This window comes from Kitasatospora sp. NPDC059088 (assembly GCF_042738155.1).
Lineage (GTDB): Bacteria > Actinomycetota > Actinomycetes > Streptomycetales > Streptomycetaceae > Kitasatospora.
Genome location: NZ_JBHYGR010000004.1, coordinates 87,408 through 104,199 on the forward strand (window position 1 = coordinate 87,408; position 16,792 = coordinate 104,199).

At 74.9% G+C, this 16,792-nt stretch carries 12 protein-coding genes; 6 read left to right on the top strand and 6 right to left on the bottom strand.

What is annotated here, in order from left to right; translation table 11 throughout:
• Positions 1–148 precede the first annotated feature (148 nt).
• Positions 149–1,573 carry a dihydrolipoyl dehydrogenase family protein gene (locus ACFWXO_RS03250; protein ID WP_380521803.1) on the bottom strand — a complete coding sequence of 475 codons (1,425 nt, stop codon included), beginning with the start codon at positions 1,571–1,573 and terminating at the stop codon, positions 149–151.
• Positions 1,574–1,934: 361 nt separating this feature from the next.
• Between ACFWXO_RS03250 and ACFWXO_RS03255 the strand changes: the two genes are divergently transcribed.
• Genes ACFWXO_RS03255 through ACFWXO_RS03270 form a run of 4 tightly spaced genes read left to right on the top strand, consistent with a single transcriptional unit; the run spans position 1,935 to position 7,951 of the window.
• On the top strand, positions 1,935–3,305 hold the full coding sequence (locus ACFWXO_RS03255; protein WP_380521804.1) for a cytochrome ubiquinol oxidase subunit I: 1,371 nt from the start codon (positions 1,935–1,937) through the stop codon (positions 3,303–3,305).
• Complete coding sequence (locus tag ACFWXO_RS03260; RefSeq protein ID WP_380521806.1) at positions 3,298–4,599, top strand: cytochrome d ubiquinol oxidase subunit II; 1,302 nt, start codon at positions 3,298–3,300, stop codon at positions 4,597–4,599. The genes ACFWXO_RS03255 and ACFWXO_RS03260 overlap by 8 nt, the downstream gene beginning before the upstream one ends.
• Positions 4,596–6,332 (top strand): ABC transporter ATP-binding protein/permease, encoded by a 1,737-nt coding sequence (locus tag ACFWXO_RS03265; RefSeq protein WP_380521808.1) that lies wholly within the window; start codon positions 4,596–4,598, stop codon positions 6,330–6,332. Before ACFWXO_RS03260 ends, ACFWXO_RS03265 begins: the two co-directional genes overlap by 4 nt.
• Positions 6,329–7,951, top strand: coding sequence for an ATP-binding cassette domain-containing protein (locus ACFWXO_RS03270; RefSeq protein WP_380521810.1), 1,623 nt, complete (start codon positions 6,329–6,331; stop codon positions 7,949–7,951). Before ACFWXO_RS03265 ends, ACFWXO_RS03270 begins: the two co-directional genes overlap by 4 nt.
• A 71-nt stretch (positions 7,952–8,022) precedes the next feature.
• Here the strand turns inward: ACFWXO_RS03270 and ACFWXO_RS03275 are convergent, their stop codons facing one another.
• Complete coding sequence (locus ACFWXO_RS03275; protein WP_380521812.1) at positions 8,023–8,895, bottom strand: hypothetical protein; 873 nt, start codon at positions 8,893–8,895, stop codon at positions 8,023–8,025.
• A 343-nt stretch (positions 8,896–9,238) separates the two neighbouring features.
• Here ACFWXO_RS03275 and ACFWXO_RS03280 point away from each other — a divergent pair, with 343 nt between their 5' ends.
• The gene (locus tag ACFWXO_RS03280) at positions 9,239–11,980 is read left to right on the top strand and encodes a BREX system ATP-binding domain-containing protein (protein WP_380521814.1); all 2,742 of its coding nucleotides are present in this window, start codon (positions 9,239–9,241) and stop codon (positions 11,978–11,980) included.
• 372 nt (positions 11,981–12,352) lie between these two features.
• On the opposite strand, the gene ACFWXO_RS03285 is transcribed toward ACFWXO_RS03280, so the two are convergent.
• Positions 12,353–13,048 (bottom strand): response regulator, encoded by a 696-nt coding sequence (locus ACFWXO_RS03285; protein WP_380521816.1) that lies wholly within the window; start codon positions 13,046–13,048, stop codon positions 12,353–12,355.
• Entirely contained in the window at positions 13,045–14,172 is a 1,128-nt protein-coding gene (locus tag ACFWXO_RS03290; protein WP_380521818.1) for a sensor histidine kinase, read from the bottom strand. Before ACFWXO_RS03290 ends, ACFWXO_RS03285 begins: the two co-directional genes overlap by 4 nt.
• A 195-nt stretch (positions 14,173–14,367) precedes the next feature.
• Between ACFWXO_RS03290 and ACFWXO_RS03295 the strand changes: the two genes are divergently transcribed.
• Positions 14,368–14,952 carry a hypothetical protein gene (locus ACFWXO_RS03295; protein WP_380521820.1) on the top strand — a complete coding sequence of 195 codons (585 nt, stop codon included), beginning with the start codon at positions 14,368–14,370 and terminating at the stop codon, positions 14,950–14,952.
• A gap of 13 nt (positions 14,953–14,965) precedes the next feature.
• Here the strand turns inward: ACFWXO_RS03295 and ACFWXO_RS03300 are convergent, their stop codons facing one another.
• Together ACFWXO_RS03300 and ACFWXO_RS03305 are read right to left on the bottom strand one after the other, a co-directional pair.
• Complete coding sequence (locus tag ACFWXO_RS03300) at positions 14,966–15,925, bottom strand: DMT family transporter (RefSeq protein WP_380521822.1); 960 nt, start codon at positions 15,923–15,925, stop codon at positions 14,966–14,968.
• Between the two features lie 176 nt (positions 15,926–16,101).
• A complete protein-coding gene (locus ACFWXO_RS03305) occupies positions 16,102–16,767 on the bottom strand; it encodes a CatB-related O-acetyltransferase (protein WP_380521824.1) in 666 nt (221 codons plus the stop codon).
• Positions 16,768–16,792: the final 25 nt, after the last annotated feature.

Sequence of the window (16,792 nt, forward strand, 5' to 3'; positions counted from 1 at the left end):
GTGGTGGTGGCTCTTCTTTTTTTACTCGTCGCGTGGGTCGGCCCCGCCGCCTGCCTCGGTCTCGCCCCCCGGCCCGCCGGGGTGGCCCGGGGCGCGGGGGCCCGTTCCCCAGGACGGGCCCCGCCCACGCCTGATTGTCCGGCCCCGCTCAGCCGCGGTAGGCCTCCAGCAGGCGCAGCCAGACCTCGCTGATGGTCGGGTAGGCGGGGACGGCGTGCCAGAGCCGACCTATCGGCACCTCCCCGGCGACGGCGACGGTCGCCGAGTGGAGCAGTTCCGCGACCCCGGACCCGACGAAGGTCGCCCCCACCACGGTCTCGCGGTCCAGGTCGACCACGACCCTGGCCTGCCCGCGGTACCCGTCGGCGTACAGCGCGGCCCCCGCGACGTCGCCGATCCGGTAGTCGACGGCCCGCACGCGCCGGCCGGCCGCGGCTGCTTCGGCGAGGGTGGGCCCGACCGAGGCGACCTCCGGGTCCGTGAAGACCACGTGGGGCACGGCCGCGTGGTCGGCGGTCGCGACGCTGCGCCCCCAGGGCAGCAGGTCGAGCCCACGCCCGGACGCCCGGTCGGCGATCACGGCGCCGAAGACCCGTCCCTGGTACTTGCCCTGATGGGTCAGCAGGGCGCGGTGGTTGACGTCGCCGGCCGCGTAGAGCCAGCCGCCGGTCACGCCCACGGCCAGTCCGGTGTCGTCCACCTCGATCCAGTCCCCGGGCTCCAGTCCGACCGTCTCCAGTCCCAGGTCGCCGGTTGTGGGCCGCCTCCCGGTGGCGAACAGCACCTCGTCGGCCCGCAGTTCACCGTGCTCGCCGAGGTCCAGGACGACCCCGCCGTCCCGGGCCAGGCCGGCCACCGACACCCCGAAGCGCAGCTCGACCCCGGACTCCCGGAGCGCCTCGGCCACCAGCCGGCCGGCGAAGGGTTCCAGTCGGGGGAGGAGGGCCCCGCCCCGGACCAGCAGGGTCACCCGGCTGCCCAGCGCACTCCAGGCCGTGGCCAGTTCCACGGCGACCGCGCCGCCGCCGACGACGGCCAGCCGGCCGGGGGCCTCGGGTGCGCTGGTCCCCTCGCGACTGGTCCACACACCCGTGTGCTCGATGCCCGGCAGGTCGGGCAGGGCGGCACCGGTGCCGGTGCAGACGGCCACGGCGTGACGTGCGGTCAGGGTGCGGCGGCCGGAGCCGGGGAGGTCCACCACCACCCGCCGTTCGCCGTCCAGCCGGCCGTGCCCGCGGACCAGGGTGATCCCGGCGGAGTCCAGCCAGGCCACCTGGCCGTCGTCCCGCCACAGCGAGGCGAAGTCGTCCCGGCGCCGCAGTACCGCGTCGGCGTCCGGCCCGCCGGTGACAGCGGCCCTCGCACCGGGCAGCCGCTGCGCCTCCCGCAGCGCGGCCGGCGGCCGGAGCAGTGCCTTGCTCGGCATGCACGCCCAGTACGAGCACTCGCCGCCCACGAGCTCGCGTTCGACGATCGCCACGCTCAGCCCGCCGGCCCGCGCGCGGTCCGCGAGGTTCTCCCCGGTCGGACCGGCACCCAGCACCACGAGGTCGAACTCGTCGGTTCCGTTCATCTCTTCGCCCGTTCCCTCACACCATCTGATGGTCATTCGCCGGAAGCCCTGTGGTGAGCAGGTCCGGCTCCTGGACGACGCTAGGCATCCCGACCGCGTCGGCGTGTTCTCTGCGTGCTCGGCACCGTCCCCAGCAGGCACGGAGTGTCCTCGGCGTTCCGTCGTGCCCGGCGGCACCTCGGTTCGCAGTTGTCCGAGGGACGCGCTGTGCGCTGCGAGGCAACCGACGATGCGCTGCGAAGGCATCGGGGGCACCGCGGGCCGCCTAGGTTCGCCGGGAGGCAGCCGCACCCGCCCGCGGATGACCGCGCGCCCCTGCCTCCCCCGCACCCGCCCGTTCCGCGTACCCTCCGGAGACCTCATGGCCCCACCGGCCGCCGTAGACCTGTCCAGGTGGCAGTTCGCCATCACGGCGATCTTCCACATGTCCTTCCCGGCCCTCACGGTCGGCCTCTCCGTGCTGCTCGCCGTAGTGCAGACCGCCTACGTGCGCACCGGCAACCCGCTCTACCAGCAGATCTTCCGCTTCTGGAAGAAGATCTTCGCGGTCGGCTTCGGCCTCGGTGTCGTCGCGGGCACCGTGATGACCTTCGAGTTCGGCCTCAACTGGGGCGTCTTCGCCCATGCCGTCGGACCGGTCATCGGGGTCACCATCGGCATGGAGGTCATCACGGCCTTCTTCCTGGAGGCCGGCTTCATCGGCGTCATGCTCTACGGCGAAGGCCGGGTCCGCCCCCGGACGATGGCCTTCGCCTCCTGGATGGTGGCCTTCGGCACCCTGCTGTCCACCACCTGGATCATGTCCGCCAACAGCTGGATGCAGGATCCGGTCGGGTACACCGAGACGGCCGGCCAGTTCCGTCCGAGCGACTGGACCGAGATCCTGCTCAACCCGGCCTTCACCTACCGCTTCCCGCACATGCTGCTGGCCGTGCTGATCAGCGCGAGCTGGTTCGTCGGCGGCATCTCCGCCTGGTACCTGGTCAAGCAGCGCCGGGCGGCCCTGCCGTTCGCGCGCCGCTGCCTGTCCATCGCCCTCGGCGTGCTCGCCGTCCTGATGCCGGTGCAGCTGTACATCGGCGACGCCACCGCCATCTTCATGGCGCAGCACCAGCCCGCGAAACTCCAGGCTTTCGAGGGGAACTGGCGCACCGACAACAACGGGTACAACCTGGTCGTCGTCCCCGACACCGACCGGGGCACCAACGACCTGCGCGTCACCGTCCCCCACCTGGGCGCGGTGATCGGCCACGACCTCACCGGGGAGGCCCCGGTGCCCGGTCTGCTGGAGACCCCGCCCGACCAGCGGCCCAACATGTGGAGCGCCTTCTACGGCTTCCACGCCATGTACTTCACCGCCCTGGCCATGTTCGCCACCGCCCTCGCGGGACTGGTGCTGCGCCTGCGCAGGCGGCTGTTCGACTCCCGCCGCTTCCTGCGCTGGATGGTCTGGATGACACCGGCCGGCGTCATCGCCATCACCGGCGGGTGGATCACCGCCGAGACCGGGCGGCAGCCCTGGGTGGTCTACGGCAAGCTGCGCACGGCCGACGCGCTGTCGCACCTGACCACCGCGCAGGCCGCCACCACCCTGGCCGCCTTCGTGCTCCTCTACGCGGCCCTGCTGGCCGTCTGGATCCGCTACATCGTCCGCACGGTCAAGGCCGGCCCGGACCTGCCCGCGGACTCCGCCGCGGTGACCGCCCCCGGAACGGAGACCCCCGTTGCTTGAGTACGCCACCTACGCGCTCGTCCTGCTCTCGCTCGGCATGTACGTCGTCCTGGACGGCTACGACCTGGGCGTCGGCATGCTCAGCCTGTTCGCCAAGGGGAAGGACCGGCGGGAGTACGGCGAGCTGATCGCCACCGCCTGGGACGCCAACGAGAGCTGGCTCGTGCTGGCCGGCGTCGCCCTGTGGGCCGGGCTGCCCGGGGTGTACGCGACCGTGCTGCCCGGGGTCTACCTGCCGCTGATCGGCATGCTCCTGGCGATCATCCTGCGCGGCATGGGCCTGGAGTTCCAGAGCGCCGCCGCCGGCTACCGGCGCGGCTGGGCCCTCCTCTTCGGCGCCTCCTCCCTCGCCGCGACCCTCTGCCAGGGCCTGGTGCTCGGTGGTGTGCTGACCGGACTGGAGCAACGGGACGGGTCGTTCAGCGGCGGCGCCTTCGACTGGCTGACCTCCTACGGCGTGCTGTGCGCACTCGGCCTGGTGGCGCTCTACCTGGTGGCCGGCGCCGCCTGGCTGCAGGACAAGACCGAGGGCGCCGCCCGCGAGCAGGCGGGGCGGGCCGGGCGCCCGCTGCTGGCGGCCACCGCCGTGGCCGCGCTGGTCCTCGGGTTCGGCCTGGAGGCCGCCGATCCGCAGGAGTTCCGGTTCGACGAGCCGCTGCGCGCGGCGCTGTTCTGGACCGCCGTCGCCGGGGCGGCGGCCGCGGGCGCGGTGGCCTGGCACGGCTTCGGACGGCGGCCGGACTGGCGGCCCTTCGCGGGTGTGGTCACGGCCCAGGCCTGCGGCCTGCTCGCGCTGGCGGCCGCGACCGCCCCGGTGGTCGTCCCGCCCGGACTGACGCTCCACCAGGCGTCCAGCCCGGCCGACTCGCAGGCCTTCCTGGTGGTCGGCGTGGGGCTCTGCATGCCGGTGGTGCTCGCGTACAACGCGTACGCCTGGTGGGCCTTCCGCGGCAAGTTCACGCAGACCCCGGAGGAGCCCCTCGCCCCGCTGCGGGTGCGGACGGGAGGGGGCCGCCCGGTCCGGCCCGAGCCGGGCGGCTTCGTGGTCGTCCTCCGGCGCGTACTGCTCACCGTGCTGGGCGTCGGGCTGGCGGCCGTGTCCCAGGACGTCTTCGGCGGGGTCGCCGACTGGATCGACCCCGTCGGCATCGCCCTGCTCTCGACGGCGGCCCTGGTCGCCTGGCTGTGGGGCGACCGGCGGGACCAGCGGGACGGGGTCTTCGACCTCGACCCCGTCGACCCGGCGGCTCCGGCCGGTCCGGGTGACCCGGACGCGACCCGGGCCGGCGCATGAGCGCCTCGGCCGCCCTGCTGGCCGGGCTCGGTGACGAGCGCGCGGGGAGCCGGGACGACGAGGTGTCGGCCCGCCTGCACGCCTGGTCCGGGCCCGGACGCGGGGAGTTGCGCCGGGCCGGACTGCTGCGCGGGCTGGCCCCGCTGGGCACCGTGCTCTGGGCGGCGGGCCTGGCCTGGGCCGCCCAGCGCGGGCTCACCGGCCGGCCCGGCGGGGGCGTCATGGCGGAGGTCCTGGTCGGTGCCGGGCTGGTGCCGGCCGGCCTCGCGCTCCGGTCCGTGCTGCTGTCCGCCGCCGACGCGGCCGCCGCCCGCGGCGCCCGCCGGGTGCGTACGGCCCTGCGCGAGCGGCTGCTCGCCGCGGCTCTGCCCGCGCACGGGCCGGCCCGCGCCGGTGTCGACGACGCCGCCCTCGCCGAGTCCCTGACCGGCGAGGTCGCCCGGCTCACCGAGTGGCTCACCGAATACGTCCCGGCCCGGACCACGATGCTCCTGGGCAGCGGCCTGACCCTCGCCGCCATCGCGGTCCGCAGCTGGTTCGTGGCCCTGATCCTGGTCGCCGCCACCCCGTTGCTGCCCGCCAACCTGAAGGTCATCGGCCTGGGCACGCAGGTCGCCGTGCACGCGCAGCTCACGGCGGTGCGCCGCCACGGCGCACGCCTGCTCGACCAGCTGCGCGGCCTGCCCACCCTGATCGGACTGGGCGCCCGGGACACCGCCGCGAGCACGCTGCGCGAGGACGACGAGGAGCTGGCGCGCCGCACCCAGGCGGTGCTACGGGTCGCCTTCCTCTCCACCGCCTGGATCGAACTGCTGATCACCGGCACCCTCGCCGTGGTCGCGACCTACTGCGGCCTGGCACTCCTCGACTACCTCCAACTGCCGCTGGCACCAAGCAGGATGGACCTGGACACCGCGCTCTTCGTGCTGGTCCTCACCCCCGCCTACTTCGCCCCCGCGCGCGCCCTGGCGTACGGCTACCACGCCCGCGCCGAGGCCCGGGCCGCAGCCGAGCTGATCGACGGGGTCCTCGCCGGCGGCGCTGCGGATCCGGACCCGCCCGTGCCGGCCCGCCGCACCGGCGGCGCCATCGGCGTACGGCTGGACCGTGCGACGGTCCGTCACCCCGACCGTGAAGACCCGGCACTGGACGACGTGACCCTCCACCTCGCCCCCGGCACCCTCCTCGCCGTCACCGGCCCCAGCGGCGCGGGCAAGTCGACCCTGCTCGCCGTCGCCGCAGGCCTGGCCGAGCCCACCGCCGGAACCGTCGCCCACGCGTGGGAGGGCACGCTCCACCCGCCCTCACCCGCGTCCGTCGCCTGGGTCGGCCAGCCCGCGCACCTGCTGCCCGGCACCGTCCGGGACAACCTGCTGCTCGCCCGCCCCGGGGTCACCGACGCGGAACTCGCCGACGCCTTCCGCGCGCTCGGCTTCGGCGACGTGCTCGACGACCTGCCGGGCGGACTCGACACTCCGCTCGGCGAGCGCGGCAGCGGGCTCTCCTCCGGCCAGTCCCAGCAGCTCTCGTTGGTACGGGCCCTGCTCCGGGACGCCCCGCTGCTCTGCCTCGACGAGCCCACCGCCCACCTCGACCCGGTGGCGGAGGCCCGCGTGCTGACGGCCCTGCGCACGCTGACCCGCGGCCGGACCGTACTGCTCGCCACCCACAGCCCCGCGCTGCTCCCCCTCGCGGACCGCACGATCCGCCTCGACCGGGGGAGGGCCCGATGAACGCCTGGACCCTGCTGCGCCGTGCGGTTCCCCGCCGCGACCTGGCCGTCGGCATCGCGCTGGCCGCGGCGGCCGAGGTGAGCGCGGCGGCGCTGCTGGGCCTGTCCGGCTGGTTCCTGACGACCTGTGCGCTGGTGACGCTGCTGGCCGACACCACCTGGTCGTGGATGTACCCGTCGGGAGGTGTCCGTGCCCTGGCCCTGCTGCGCACCTCGCTGCGCTACCTGGAACGGCTGGTCAGCCACCGGGTCGTCCTCGCCACGACCGTGACGCTGCGCGGCCGCCTGGTCCGGGGCGCGGGCGACCTGAGCGCGCGCGAACTCCGGGCCCGACGCGACGGGGCACTGCTGGCCCGCCTGACCACCGATGCGGAGACGGTGGCCGGGCTGCCCGCCCAGGTCGTCGCGCCACTCGCCGGCTGCGCCGTCACCGCGGTACTGGTGGAGGCGCTGCTGCTGGGGGCGAGCCCGCTGCTCGGCGCGGCCGAGCTCGCGGTGTTCGCGGGCGGCACCTGGTGGGCGGTCCGCACCGGCCGCCGGGCCCGACGCCACCTCGCGAGCGCCGCCGACGCCCGCACCGGCGCCCGGACGGACCTGATCGCCGCCAGGGCCGCCTTCAACGAACTGCGCTGCCTGGACGCGGTGCCGCAGACCCGAGGCGTCGTCGCGACGGCGCTGGAGCGCGAGGAGGCGGCCACCGCCGCCGCGGCGGCCGAGCAGCGGACGGGCCGGCTGGGCCTGCGGCTGCTGGCCGCCCTCGGCCAGGGCCTCGCCCTGCTGCTCGCACTGCGGGCGGGCGGCTGGTCGCAGCCGGTGGCCGACGTCGTCGGCGAGGTGCTGCTGCTCACGGCGGTGTGGGACCTGCTGGACCGCTTTCCGCAGCTGCTCCAGGACCTGGCCGCCGCCCAGGACGCGGCCGCGCGCCTCGGCCCGCTCGCCGCGACCCCCGCCGACCGGCGACAGCCCACGCCCACGGGGGGCGCTCCGGTGCTCACCGTGGCAGGCCTCCCCACTGCCGACGGCGGACGGCCGCTCTCGTTCGCCGTCGAAGCCCCCCGCCTGGTCGTCGTCACCGGTCCCAACGGCAGCGGGAAGTCCACCCTCCTCGGGCAGTTGGCCGGACGGCTGCCGACCGCCTCCGGCCGGGTGCGGCTGGGCGGCGCCCCCGTCGCGGACCTGCCTGCCGAGGCCGTCGCCGATGTGCTCACCCTGGTCGAGGCCGACGACTGGCTCGCCGACACGACCGTCTCGGCCAACCTGTGCCTGGCCGCGCCCCACGCCGACCGAGGGCAACTGCGCGCCGCCCTGGCAGCGGTCGGCCTCGACGGCCTGCGCCTGGACACCCCGGTCGGCCCCGGCGGCCGCGCCCTGTCCCAAGGACAGCGGCGCCGCCTCACCGTCGCCCGCGCGATCCTGCGGCGTCCGCGCATCCTGCTGCTCGACGAACCCACCGCCGGACTCGACCGCCCGACCGCCCGGGCCCTGCTGCGCGAGCTGCGCCGCGCGCTGCCCGACTCGGCCCTGGTCCTCGCCGTGCAGGACCAGGACCTCGCCCTGCTCCCGTGGCGACCGGACACCACCGTCCCGCTGACCGGTGCGAGGGCTCCTCAGCCGGCCTGAGGAACCGACGGAATCCCGCGCGGACCCGGGGGCGTTCCGGATCGGGACGGGGGAACAGGTCGGCCGGGTTCTCAGTCGACGTGCAGGGTGAGCTGGGCGGTGTGCAGCTGCCCGGCCGCCTGGAACTGGAGGAAGACCCGCCAGTTGCCCGGCTCGGGGAGCAGGGCGTGGAACGTCAGCGTCGGCCCGCCGTGATCACCGTCGACCGCGTCGGCCGGGTGGAGGTGGGCCAGTGCCTGGTCGCCCTCGTGGAAGGCGCTGAGGTGGGCGTAGGCGTCCAGGTACGGCTGGAGGTCGGTCACCGGTCGGCCGTCCCGGCTCACGGTCGCCGTCAACTGGTGTGCGCCGGACATCGGTCGGGCGTGCAGGGAGACGGTGTAGCCGTCGACCGTGGTGGTGTCGCTCGGGGTGGGCAGGGGCACCGGGACGGCAGGGCCGGGCACCGTGACGGTGCGGCTGAGGACGAGCTCGGCGGCGTGGGCGCCGGTGTTCGGGATGAAGTCGGCGTACAGCCGCCAGCTGCCCGGGGTGAGCGCCGCCAGGTCGGCGGTCCAGGTGCCGTCCTCGGCCATCTCCGGGTGCAGGTGCTGGAAGCCGGTGAGGTCGCTGCGGATCGCGTAGAAGTGCAGCTTCTCGGTCTGGTGGACGGCGAAGTCGGTGACCGGGGCACCGCCCGGGCCGGTGACGGTGAACCGGAAGGCCGTCGGTCGCCCGGCGGGCACGCCGCAGGTCGCGGTGGAGAGCCGGTAGCCGTCCTGCTCGGCGGCGAGACCGCGGGCGGGCACCGGGGAGGTGGCCGCCGCCGCAACCGGCGGGGGAGCGGGGGTGGCGGCCGGGGCCGACGGGGCGGGCGAGGCCGCGGCCATCCCGAGCAGGAGCAGCACGGGCACGCAGGAGGCGAGCAGCCAGCCCCGGGAGAACGGACGAGCAGGCGGAGCGGTCATGGGCAGGCCCTTCCGGTTGCGGGCGCGTCGGAACGGACGCCGTCCGGGACCGAGGGGATTCGGCCCCGCTGCACAGGAGAACGCTGCCGCCGCGCGCGATAACCGAAAGTCGGCGTCCGCCGCACCGCCCCGCGGCCACCGGGTGACCCCCGTCCTCGCCCGACGAGAGCCCGGGCCGACGCGAACCGGGGAGCCGAGGGGTGCGGCGTCCGTTTGTGGGCGGAGCGCCGGTGGGGCCTCGCTCGTTCATGGCTCTGACCAGGGAGGATTCGGTTGCGGGGGCCTGACAGGTTGTAGCATCGGGTGCTCGCCGGACGGGTCGGGCGGACCTGAGGGGGAGTGCGTGACGGACGGTGGGCGGGGCCGGGCCCTGGTCGGGCGGCAGCGGGAGACGGAGGTGCTCACCGCGGCGCTGGTGCAGGCGGTCGACGGCCGGAGCGGTTCCACGGTGCTGCTGCGGGGCGAGGCCGGGGTCGGCAAGAGCACGCTGCTCGGCTGGGTCGAGCGGGCGGCGCGCGAGCGCGGGTTCACCGTGTTGCGGGCGGTCGGCACGGAGGCGGAGACGGACCTCGCCTTCGGCGCGCTCCACCAGGTGTTCTGGCCGCTGCTGCGGCGGTCCGGCGCCCTGTCGGCGCACCAGCGCGAGGCGCTGGAGAGCGCGTTGGGCGTGCGGTCCGGCACGCCGACCGGATTCGCCGTCGGTGCCGCCGCGCTCACGCTGCTCGACGAGGCGGTGCGGACGGCCCCGGTGCTGCTCGTCCTGGACGACCTGCACTGGATCGACTCGTCGAGCGCGACGGTCTTCGCCTTCCTGCACCGGCGCAGCGCCGACCTGCCGCTGGTGATCGTCGGGGCCGGGCGGCCGGACGGCCCGGCCGACCGGACCTGGTCGGCCGAGACCTGGTCGGCCGAGGCCCTCGACCTGCGGGCGCTGCCTCCCGTCGACGCCGCGCTGCTGCTGGGCGCCCACCACCCCGACCTCGCGGCGACCACCCGGGAGCGGGTCCTCGCCGAGGCGGCCGGCAACGCGCTGGCGCTGGTGGAGCTGCCGCGCCAGCTGGCGTCCGCACAGCAGCGGGGACTCGCGCCGCTGCCGGAGCCGCTGCCGCTGGGGCGGAAGCTGGAGCGGCTGTTCACGGACCGGCTGGAGACGATGACGCCGGAGGTCGGACGCCTGCTGCTGCTGGGCGCGCTGGCCACCGGACCGGAGTTCGGCGGGGCCGCGTGGCTGCGCGCGGTCGCGGACGACGGCGCGCGGGAGACCCTGGCACGGATCGAGGCGGACGGTCTGGCCCGGCTCGACGAGGCCGGGCAACTGGCCTTCCGGCACCCCCTGGTGCGCGCGGCGGTGGTCTCGGCGGCCTCGGACGCCGAGCGCCGGGCGGCCCACCGCACCCTCGCCGCGGTGCTCGCGCCCGACGACCCCCGGCGGCTGAGCCACGAGGCCTCGGCCGCCTGGCTCCCGGACGAGGACCTGGCACGCCGCCTGGAACGGGCCGGGCGCGAGCTGGCCGGGCGCGGGGGCGACGCGGAGGGCGCGCTCCTGCTCGAACGCGGCGCCGGCCTCAGCCCCGGCTCCTGCGACCGCGCCCGCCGGCTCACCTGGGCCGCGGTGATGGCGGCCCGCGGTGGTCAACTGCGGCACGCCGCGGCCCTGGTGGAGGAGCTGCGGACCAGTACGGTGCCCCCGGACGTCGCCCCGCTGTTCGGGTACGCGGTGGTCTACGCCGACCAGAGCCACCACGTCGACTTCGAGTCCTCCGCCACGCTGCTGCCCGCGGCCCTCGACGCGTTGACCGAGCCGGGCGCCGACACCTTCGGGGGCCTCACGGAGCAGGTCTTCTTCAAGCTGCTGCTGGCCGCCGGCTACACCGACGACCCCCGGATCTGGCGCGCCCTGGAACGGCACCGGGACGGCGTCCCGGAGGTGGGGCGGCTCTGCCTGCGGGCCTGGACCGACCCGGGGCCGGACGCGGCCGCCGCCCTGCGGCGGGCGGCCGAGGCGATGACGGAGGAACAGGAGGCCGGTGCCGCCTGGCTCGTGCTGTGGACGGCGTCGGCGCTCGACTGCCCCGAGAGCGACCTCTGGCAGCGCGTCGCCGGGCTGCACGGCTACGCCACCCAGGGCTCGGTGGCGAAGGCCAAGGCCCACCAGGACTATCTGCTCGGGCACTGGGACCAGGCCGCCGTCAGCCTGCGCGAGGCCGAGATCGCGGACGAACTGGGCTACCACACCAATGCGTTGATGTTCCGCCAGTACCATGCCCACTTCCTGGCCGGGCGCGGCGACGAGGCCGGGCTGAGGGCGGTCGACGAGGTCGTCCGGCCCGTCGCCACCCGGGCCCGGCTGCGGTACGTCCTCGACCGGCTGACCCACCTGCGCGGGCTGGCCGCGCTCGCCCACCGGCGCTACGAGGAGGCGTACGGGCACTTCTGCGGGCTCACCCCGCCCGGACTGCTGCCCGCGGGCCCGCCCTGGTACCACGCGCTGGTCCTCGACCTGGTGACGGCGGCCGTGCACACCGGCCGGCGGGACGAGGCCCGGGCCCACCTGGCGGCGGCGCGCGCGGCCCGCTCCGCGGAGATCTCCGACCGGCACGCCTTCCTGTTCGCGGCCGCGGTCGCGCTGGCCGCCGAGGACGACGAGGCCGAGGAGGCCTACCGGACCGCGTACGCCGTGCCGGGGGCGGAGCGTTGGGCGTTCGAGCTCGCCCGGCTGCGGCTCGCCCACGGTTCGTGGCTCCGGCGGCGCCACCGGGCCGGGGCCCGGGGGGTGCTGCGGGTGGCGCAGCACGTGTTCCGGCGCCTCCGGGCCGACCCGTGGACGCGGTACTGCGAGGAGGAGCTCCGGGCCGCGGGAGACCAGGTGGCGCTGCCGCCGGGCGGCCCGGCCGCGGAGCCCGGCGGCCTCACCGGCCAGGAGCTGCGGATCGCCCGGCTGGCCGCGACCGGCCTGACCAACCGGGAGATCGGGCAGCAGCTCCAGCTGTCGCCCCGGACGGTCGGGGCGCACCTCTACAAGATCTTCCCGAAGCTCGGCATCACCTCGCGGGCCGCGCTCGCGCACGCCCTTGGCAGCGGCTGAGCTTTTGAGTCGCCCGCCGCCCGCCGCCCGCCGCCCGCCGCCCGCCGCCCGCCGCCCGCCGCCCGCGCCAGGGTTGCCCACCTGCTGCCGGTGTCACCTGCGCTGGACCGGCCGGTCCCAGCGCGGGGCTGCTGCGCGCTCGCAGCCCCGGCAGCCTGTGGGCCCCTGGGGGCCTGCCCTCCTCCTCCGCCTCCGCTTCACCCGCCGCCCTCGCGGCTCCGCCTCCCGTGTAGGCAGGCCCGACTTCCTGCTGCGGCCCTCGAATCCCTCGGCCCGCCTCCTCCTCCGCCCTGCCTCCCTCTCGCTCTCGGGCCCCGCTCTGGCGCAGGCCTCGTCCGTCGTTCCGCTCTCGCCCTTGGGGCCAGGGGCCGGCTACCGGTTGCCGACTGCCTGTTCCCACACCCAGGCCGCGATGCCCACCCGGTTACGGGCACCGAGCTTGCGCTGGATGTTGGCGAGGTGGTTCTTCACCGTTCCCGGTGAGATGAAGAGCCCGGCGCCGATCTCGGCGTTGGTCGCTCCATCGGCCACCAGCTCAGCGATCTCCTTTTCCCTCTCGGTCAGTTCTTCCACCGGGCCGGCTATCGACGGGCCCGGCACGCCTCCCCCGCCCGCGGCCCCAGGCTTCGGTGTGGCGCCCGGCAGTGCCATGTGCTGCAACAGCCGAACGGTCACCTGCGGACTGATCAACGCGTCCCCGGCCATCGCTGCCCTGACCGCCTCGATCAACAGGCCCGGCCCCGAGCGCTTGAGCAGGAAGCCCGCCGCACCGTGCCGCAAGGCCGTGTGCACGTACTCGTCCAGGTCGAAGGTCGTCACCACGATCACCTTGCACTGACCGGCGAGTTGCCGCGTGACCTCCAGGCCGTCGAGCTTCGGCATCCGGATGTCCGCGAGCACCACGTCCGGCCGCAGCCTGTTCGCTTCCTGTACCGCCGCGGCACCGTCCGCCGCCTCCGCCACCACCGTCATGTCCGGCTGGACGTCCAGGATCATCCTGAACGCGCTGCGAATGTCCGCCTGGTCATCGGCGACCAGGATCCGGATCGGCTTTGCGCTGCTGCTCATCCGCTCTTCTCCCCTGCACCCGCACTCGTCCTCATCGGGGTCTCCGGCCGCTCCGGTTCCCCCCGACCCTCCAACGGCAGCCTCGCCGTCACACGCCACGCCTCCCGCTCATGCACTCCCGCCTCGAAGGTGCCGCCGAGCGCCTCCACCCGCGCGGCCAGACCAGGCAGTCCGCTGCCGCCGCCACGCCGGGGCCGACTGGCCGCCCCCGCCGGCCGACCGTCGTTCGTCACGGTCAGCTCCAGCCACTCGCCGACGCGGCACGCCTGGACGTCGACCCGTCCGGCGCCCTGGGCGTGCCGTCGGACATTCGTCAGCGCCTCAACGACGATCCGGTGGACCGTCCCTCCCAGCTCCCTCGGAACCGGCTGCTCCGGCAGTTCCAGCCGGACCTCGGGGCCGCCCGCGGCGGTGAACCGCTCGGCCACCTCCGCGAGTTCCGACAGCCCCGGCTGTGGGCCGCGCCCGGTCCCCTCCTCCGTGCGCAGCAGCTGGACCGTCCGGTCCAGTGATGCCAGGGCCCGCTGCCCGGCTTGCTCTATCCGTTCGAACATGGCGACCGCACGGGCCGCGTCGACCGAGGCCAGGTAAGCACCGGCCTGGGCCTGGGCCACCATGCCGCTGACGTCGTGCGCCACGAAGTCGTGGAGATCGTGGGCCAGTTCGAGCCGCTGGGCCCGCCTGGCCTCGACCACCGCCTTGGCGCGTCCCTCGTCCAGGCCCCTCAGGTAGAGCCCGATCAGGACGGCCGGCAGGGAGAGCGCCGAGCCGAAGCCGAAGATCGTGAGGACGTCCCCGGGCCCTTCGACGAACGCGAACCTGGTCAGCCAGAGGGCGACCGCTGCGCATGCCGTCCAGGCCGCCAGTGCGCACCGCGGGCCGTCCTCGGTGCGCAGAGTGATGACCACCGACAGCAGCAGGACGGCCAGTTCGACCAGTCCGAGCAGCCCGGCCCAGCGGTCGTCCTCCATCCAGCGGCCGAGGATCCAGACGGCGGCCGTGACCACCGCCGAGGACGCCCCGAGCGCCAAGGTCACGGCTGCCGCGCCACGGCGGCCCCGCGCCGACCAGGCGGGCAGTGCCAGGACCAGGACGACCCCGGACAGGATCTGAGTCATCGTCATCACCTCTCCTCGACTCTTCGACTGCCGTCACATTACGGCGCGGGAGGGGCGGCACACCTGTGCCGATCGGCACATTTCAAAGGGCAGTTGAGCAGGAGGAACAGCCCGATCGGCATCTGCCGCCGGCCCTTCCCGAGCGCCAGTCTTGAGTCATCGCACCGGCCACGGGGCCGGAGCCGAAGGGAGTGCACCGCCATGTCGAAGCTCATGATCAATGCCCGTCTGTCCGACCACCGGATCGGCCCGGTCGACGCGGTCGTGCCGGACGTCCCGCCCGCCCCGCGCTGGGCCCGGATCGCCGCCGCGGCCGCCGCGCTCAGCACGGTTCCCTCGGGACTGTGGCGGATCGTCTTCGGCTTCGGCGTCCCGCTCGGTTTCAGCGGGGCGACGGCTGCAGCGTACGCGGCGCACCAGCCGGGCTGGGGCACGGTCTACTGCGTGGCGCTGAGTGCGCTGGCGGAGGGGCTGGCATTCCTGACCGTGGGCCTGGTCCGGCCCTGGGGGCAGGTGGCTCCGCGCTGGATCCCGCTGATAGGCGGCCGACGGGTGCGCCCCCTGTTCGCCGTTGTTCCGGCGTTGTCGGGCGCACTCGTCCTGACCGGGCTGGGGCTGTTCGCCCTGTTCGGCGACTGGGCCGGGAACCTGGCCGAGGCGGATTCGCCGCACGGCCTCAGCGCCCTGGTGATGACTCTCGCCTACCTGCCTCTGGTCGCCTGGGGTCCGCTACTGGGCGCGGTCACGGTCGACTACGCCCGCCGGACTCTGTGGCGGCGCCGGTGACGAGGGCTGCGGGTCAGACCGGGGCCGGCTCCGGGCTCGGCTGCTCCGCCTCGGGTGCGCTCGCGGCCGGGAGCGGCGCAGGAGCGGTCCGCCGCCCCCACTCGGTCGCGATCAGCACCAGGGCTGCGCCGAGCAGGGCGAGCGGGCCCATCCGATTCCCGGCCACGGTGAGGCCGAAGACGGCGGCCCACAGCGGTTCGGTGCCGAGCAGCAGGCTCACCCGGGACGGCGAGGTGGCCCGGACGGCCCACATCTGGACGAAGAAGGCGAACAGGGTGCAGAACAGGGACAGATGCAGCAGCCAGGCCCACTGGCCGGCCCCGTACGAGCGGGCGATGGTCCAGGGAGCGGGCCCGACGGAGAGCGCGACCACGGCGAACACCGTGGTGGCCGAGGCGAGTTGGACCCAGGTGACGGCCAGCATGTCGGTGTGGCGGACGGCTCGGGCACGGGCCGTCGCCAGGACGTACGCCGAGCGGACGAGGGCGGCGCCCAGCACCAGCAGGTCGCCGAGGGTCGGAGGGCGCAGCCCGCCGTCGCCGGTGAGCAGGGCTACGCCGAGGACGGCCAGCCCGGCGGCCGCGAGGAAGGCCCGCGGCGGTGCGGTCCGGGCGAGGGCGCTCTCGCCGAGCGGGGTGAGCACCATCGCGAGGCTGATGATCAGCCCGGCATTGGTCGCGGAGGTGTGCACGGCGCCGTAGGTCTCCAGCAGGAAGATCCCACTGAGGACCAAGCCCAGCGTGGCGCCGCCGAGCCATTCGGCGCGGCTCAGCTTCCGCAGGGAGCGCCAGGCGACCAGCCCGAGCAGCGGCAGCACCAGCCCGAAGCGCAGGACGAGCATCGCCACGACCGTCTCCGGGTCGGCCACCCGCTGGACGGCGAGGAAGCTCGATCCCCACACCACTGCCACGAGCAGGACCGGTAGATCGCGAAGGATCGATGAGGACGAGAACGAGGACAGGGAGGCGCGCATGAGGAGGATCCCTCCGTACGAACGGAACCGGCGGGTGCGAGGACCGTACGGCGTCGGACGGACCCGGGAGCTGGGCGTGTGGCTCAGCGGGGGACGGGGCGAGGGGTGGAGCACGGGGGCGCCATCTTCGCGCACCGGGCCGCCGGTGATCAATGCCCCTGCCGGGCGCCGGCGGGTCAGGCGGCGAGCAGACCGTTCGTCTCGGCGATGTCCTCGATGTCGGCTGGAGTACCGGACATGATGGCGCGGACGTGCTCGGTGACGAGCTCGGTCGGCCAGTCCCACCAGGCGGCGCGGAGGAGGCGTTCGATGTCGGCGTCGTCGAAGCGGCGTCGGATCGGGCGGGCGGGGTTGCCGCCGACGATCGTGTAGGGCTCGACGTCGGCGGTGACCACCGCACCGGCCGCGATGATCGCTCCGTCGCCGATCCGGACGCCCGGCAGGACGGTGGCGCCGAAGCCGAACCAGACGTCATTGCCGACCACGGTGTCACCGCGGCTGGGCAGGCCCGTGACGATGTCGAGGGTCTGCTCGGTCCAGCTGCCGCCGAACATCGTGAAGGGGAAGGTGGAGACGCCGATGGCCGGGTGGGCGGCCCCGGCCATCAGGAAGCGGGTGCCGGTGGCGATCGCGCAGTACTTGCCGATCACCAGCCGTTCGGGGCCGTAGGCGTAGAGGACGTTGCGCTCCTCGAAGCGGGTGGCTCCGTCGGGGTCGTCGAAGTACGTGTACTCGCCGACCTGGATCCTCGGGTCGGTGACGAGCGGGCGCAGCAGGACCACTCGGTCGTGGCCGGCGAGCGGGTGGAGGGCGGTCGGGTCGGGAATGGCACGGGTGGTCACACAAGCTCCTCTCGTAATGCGACTT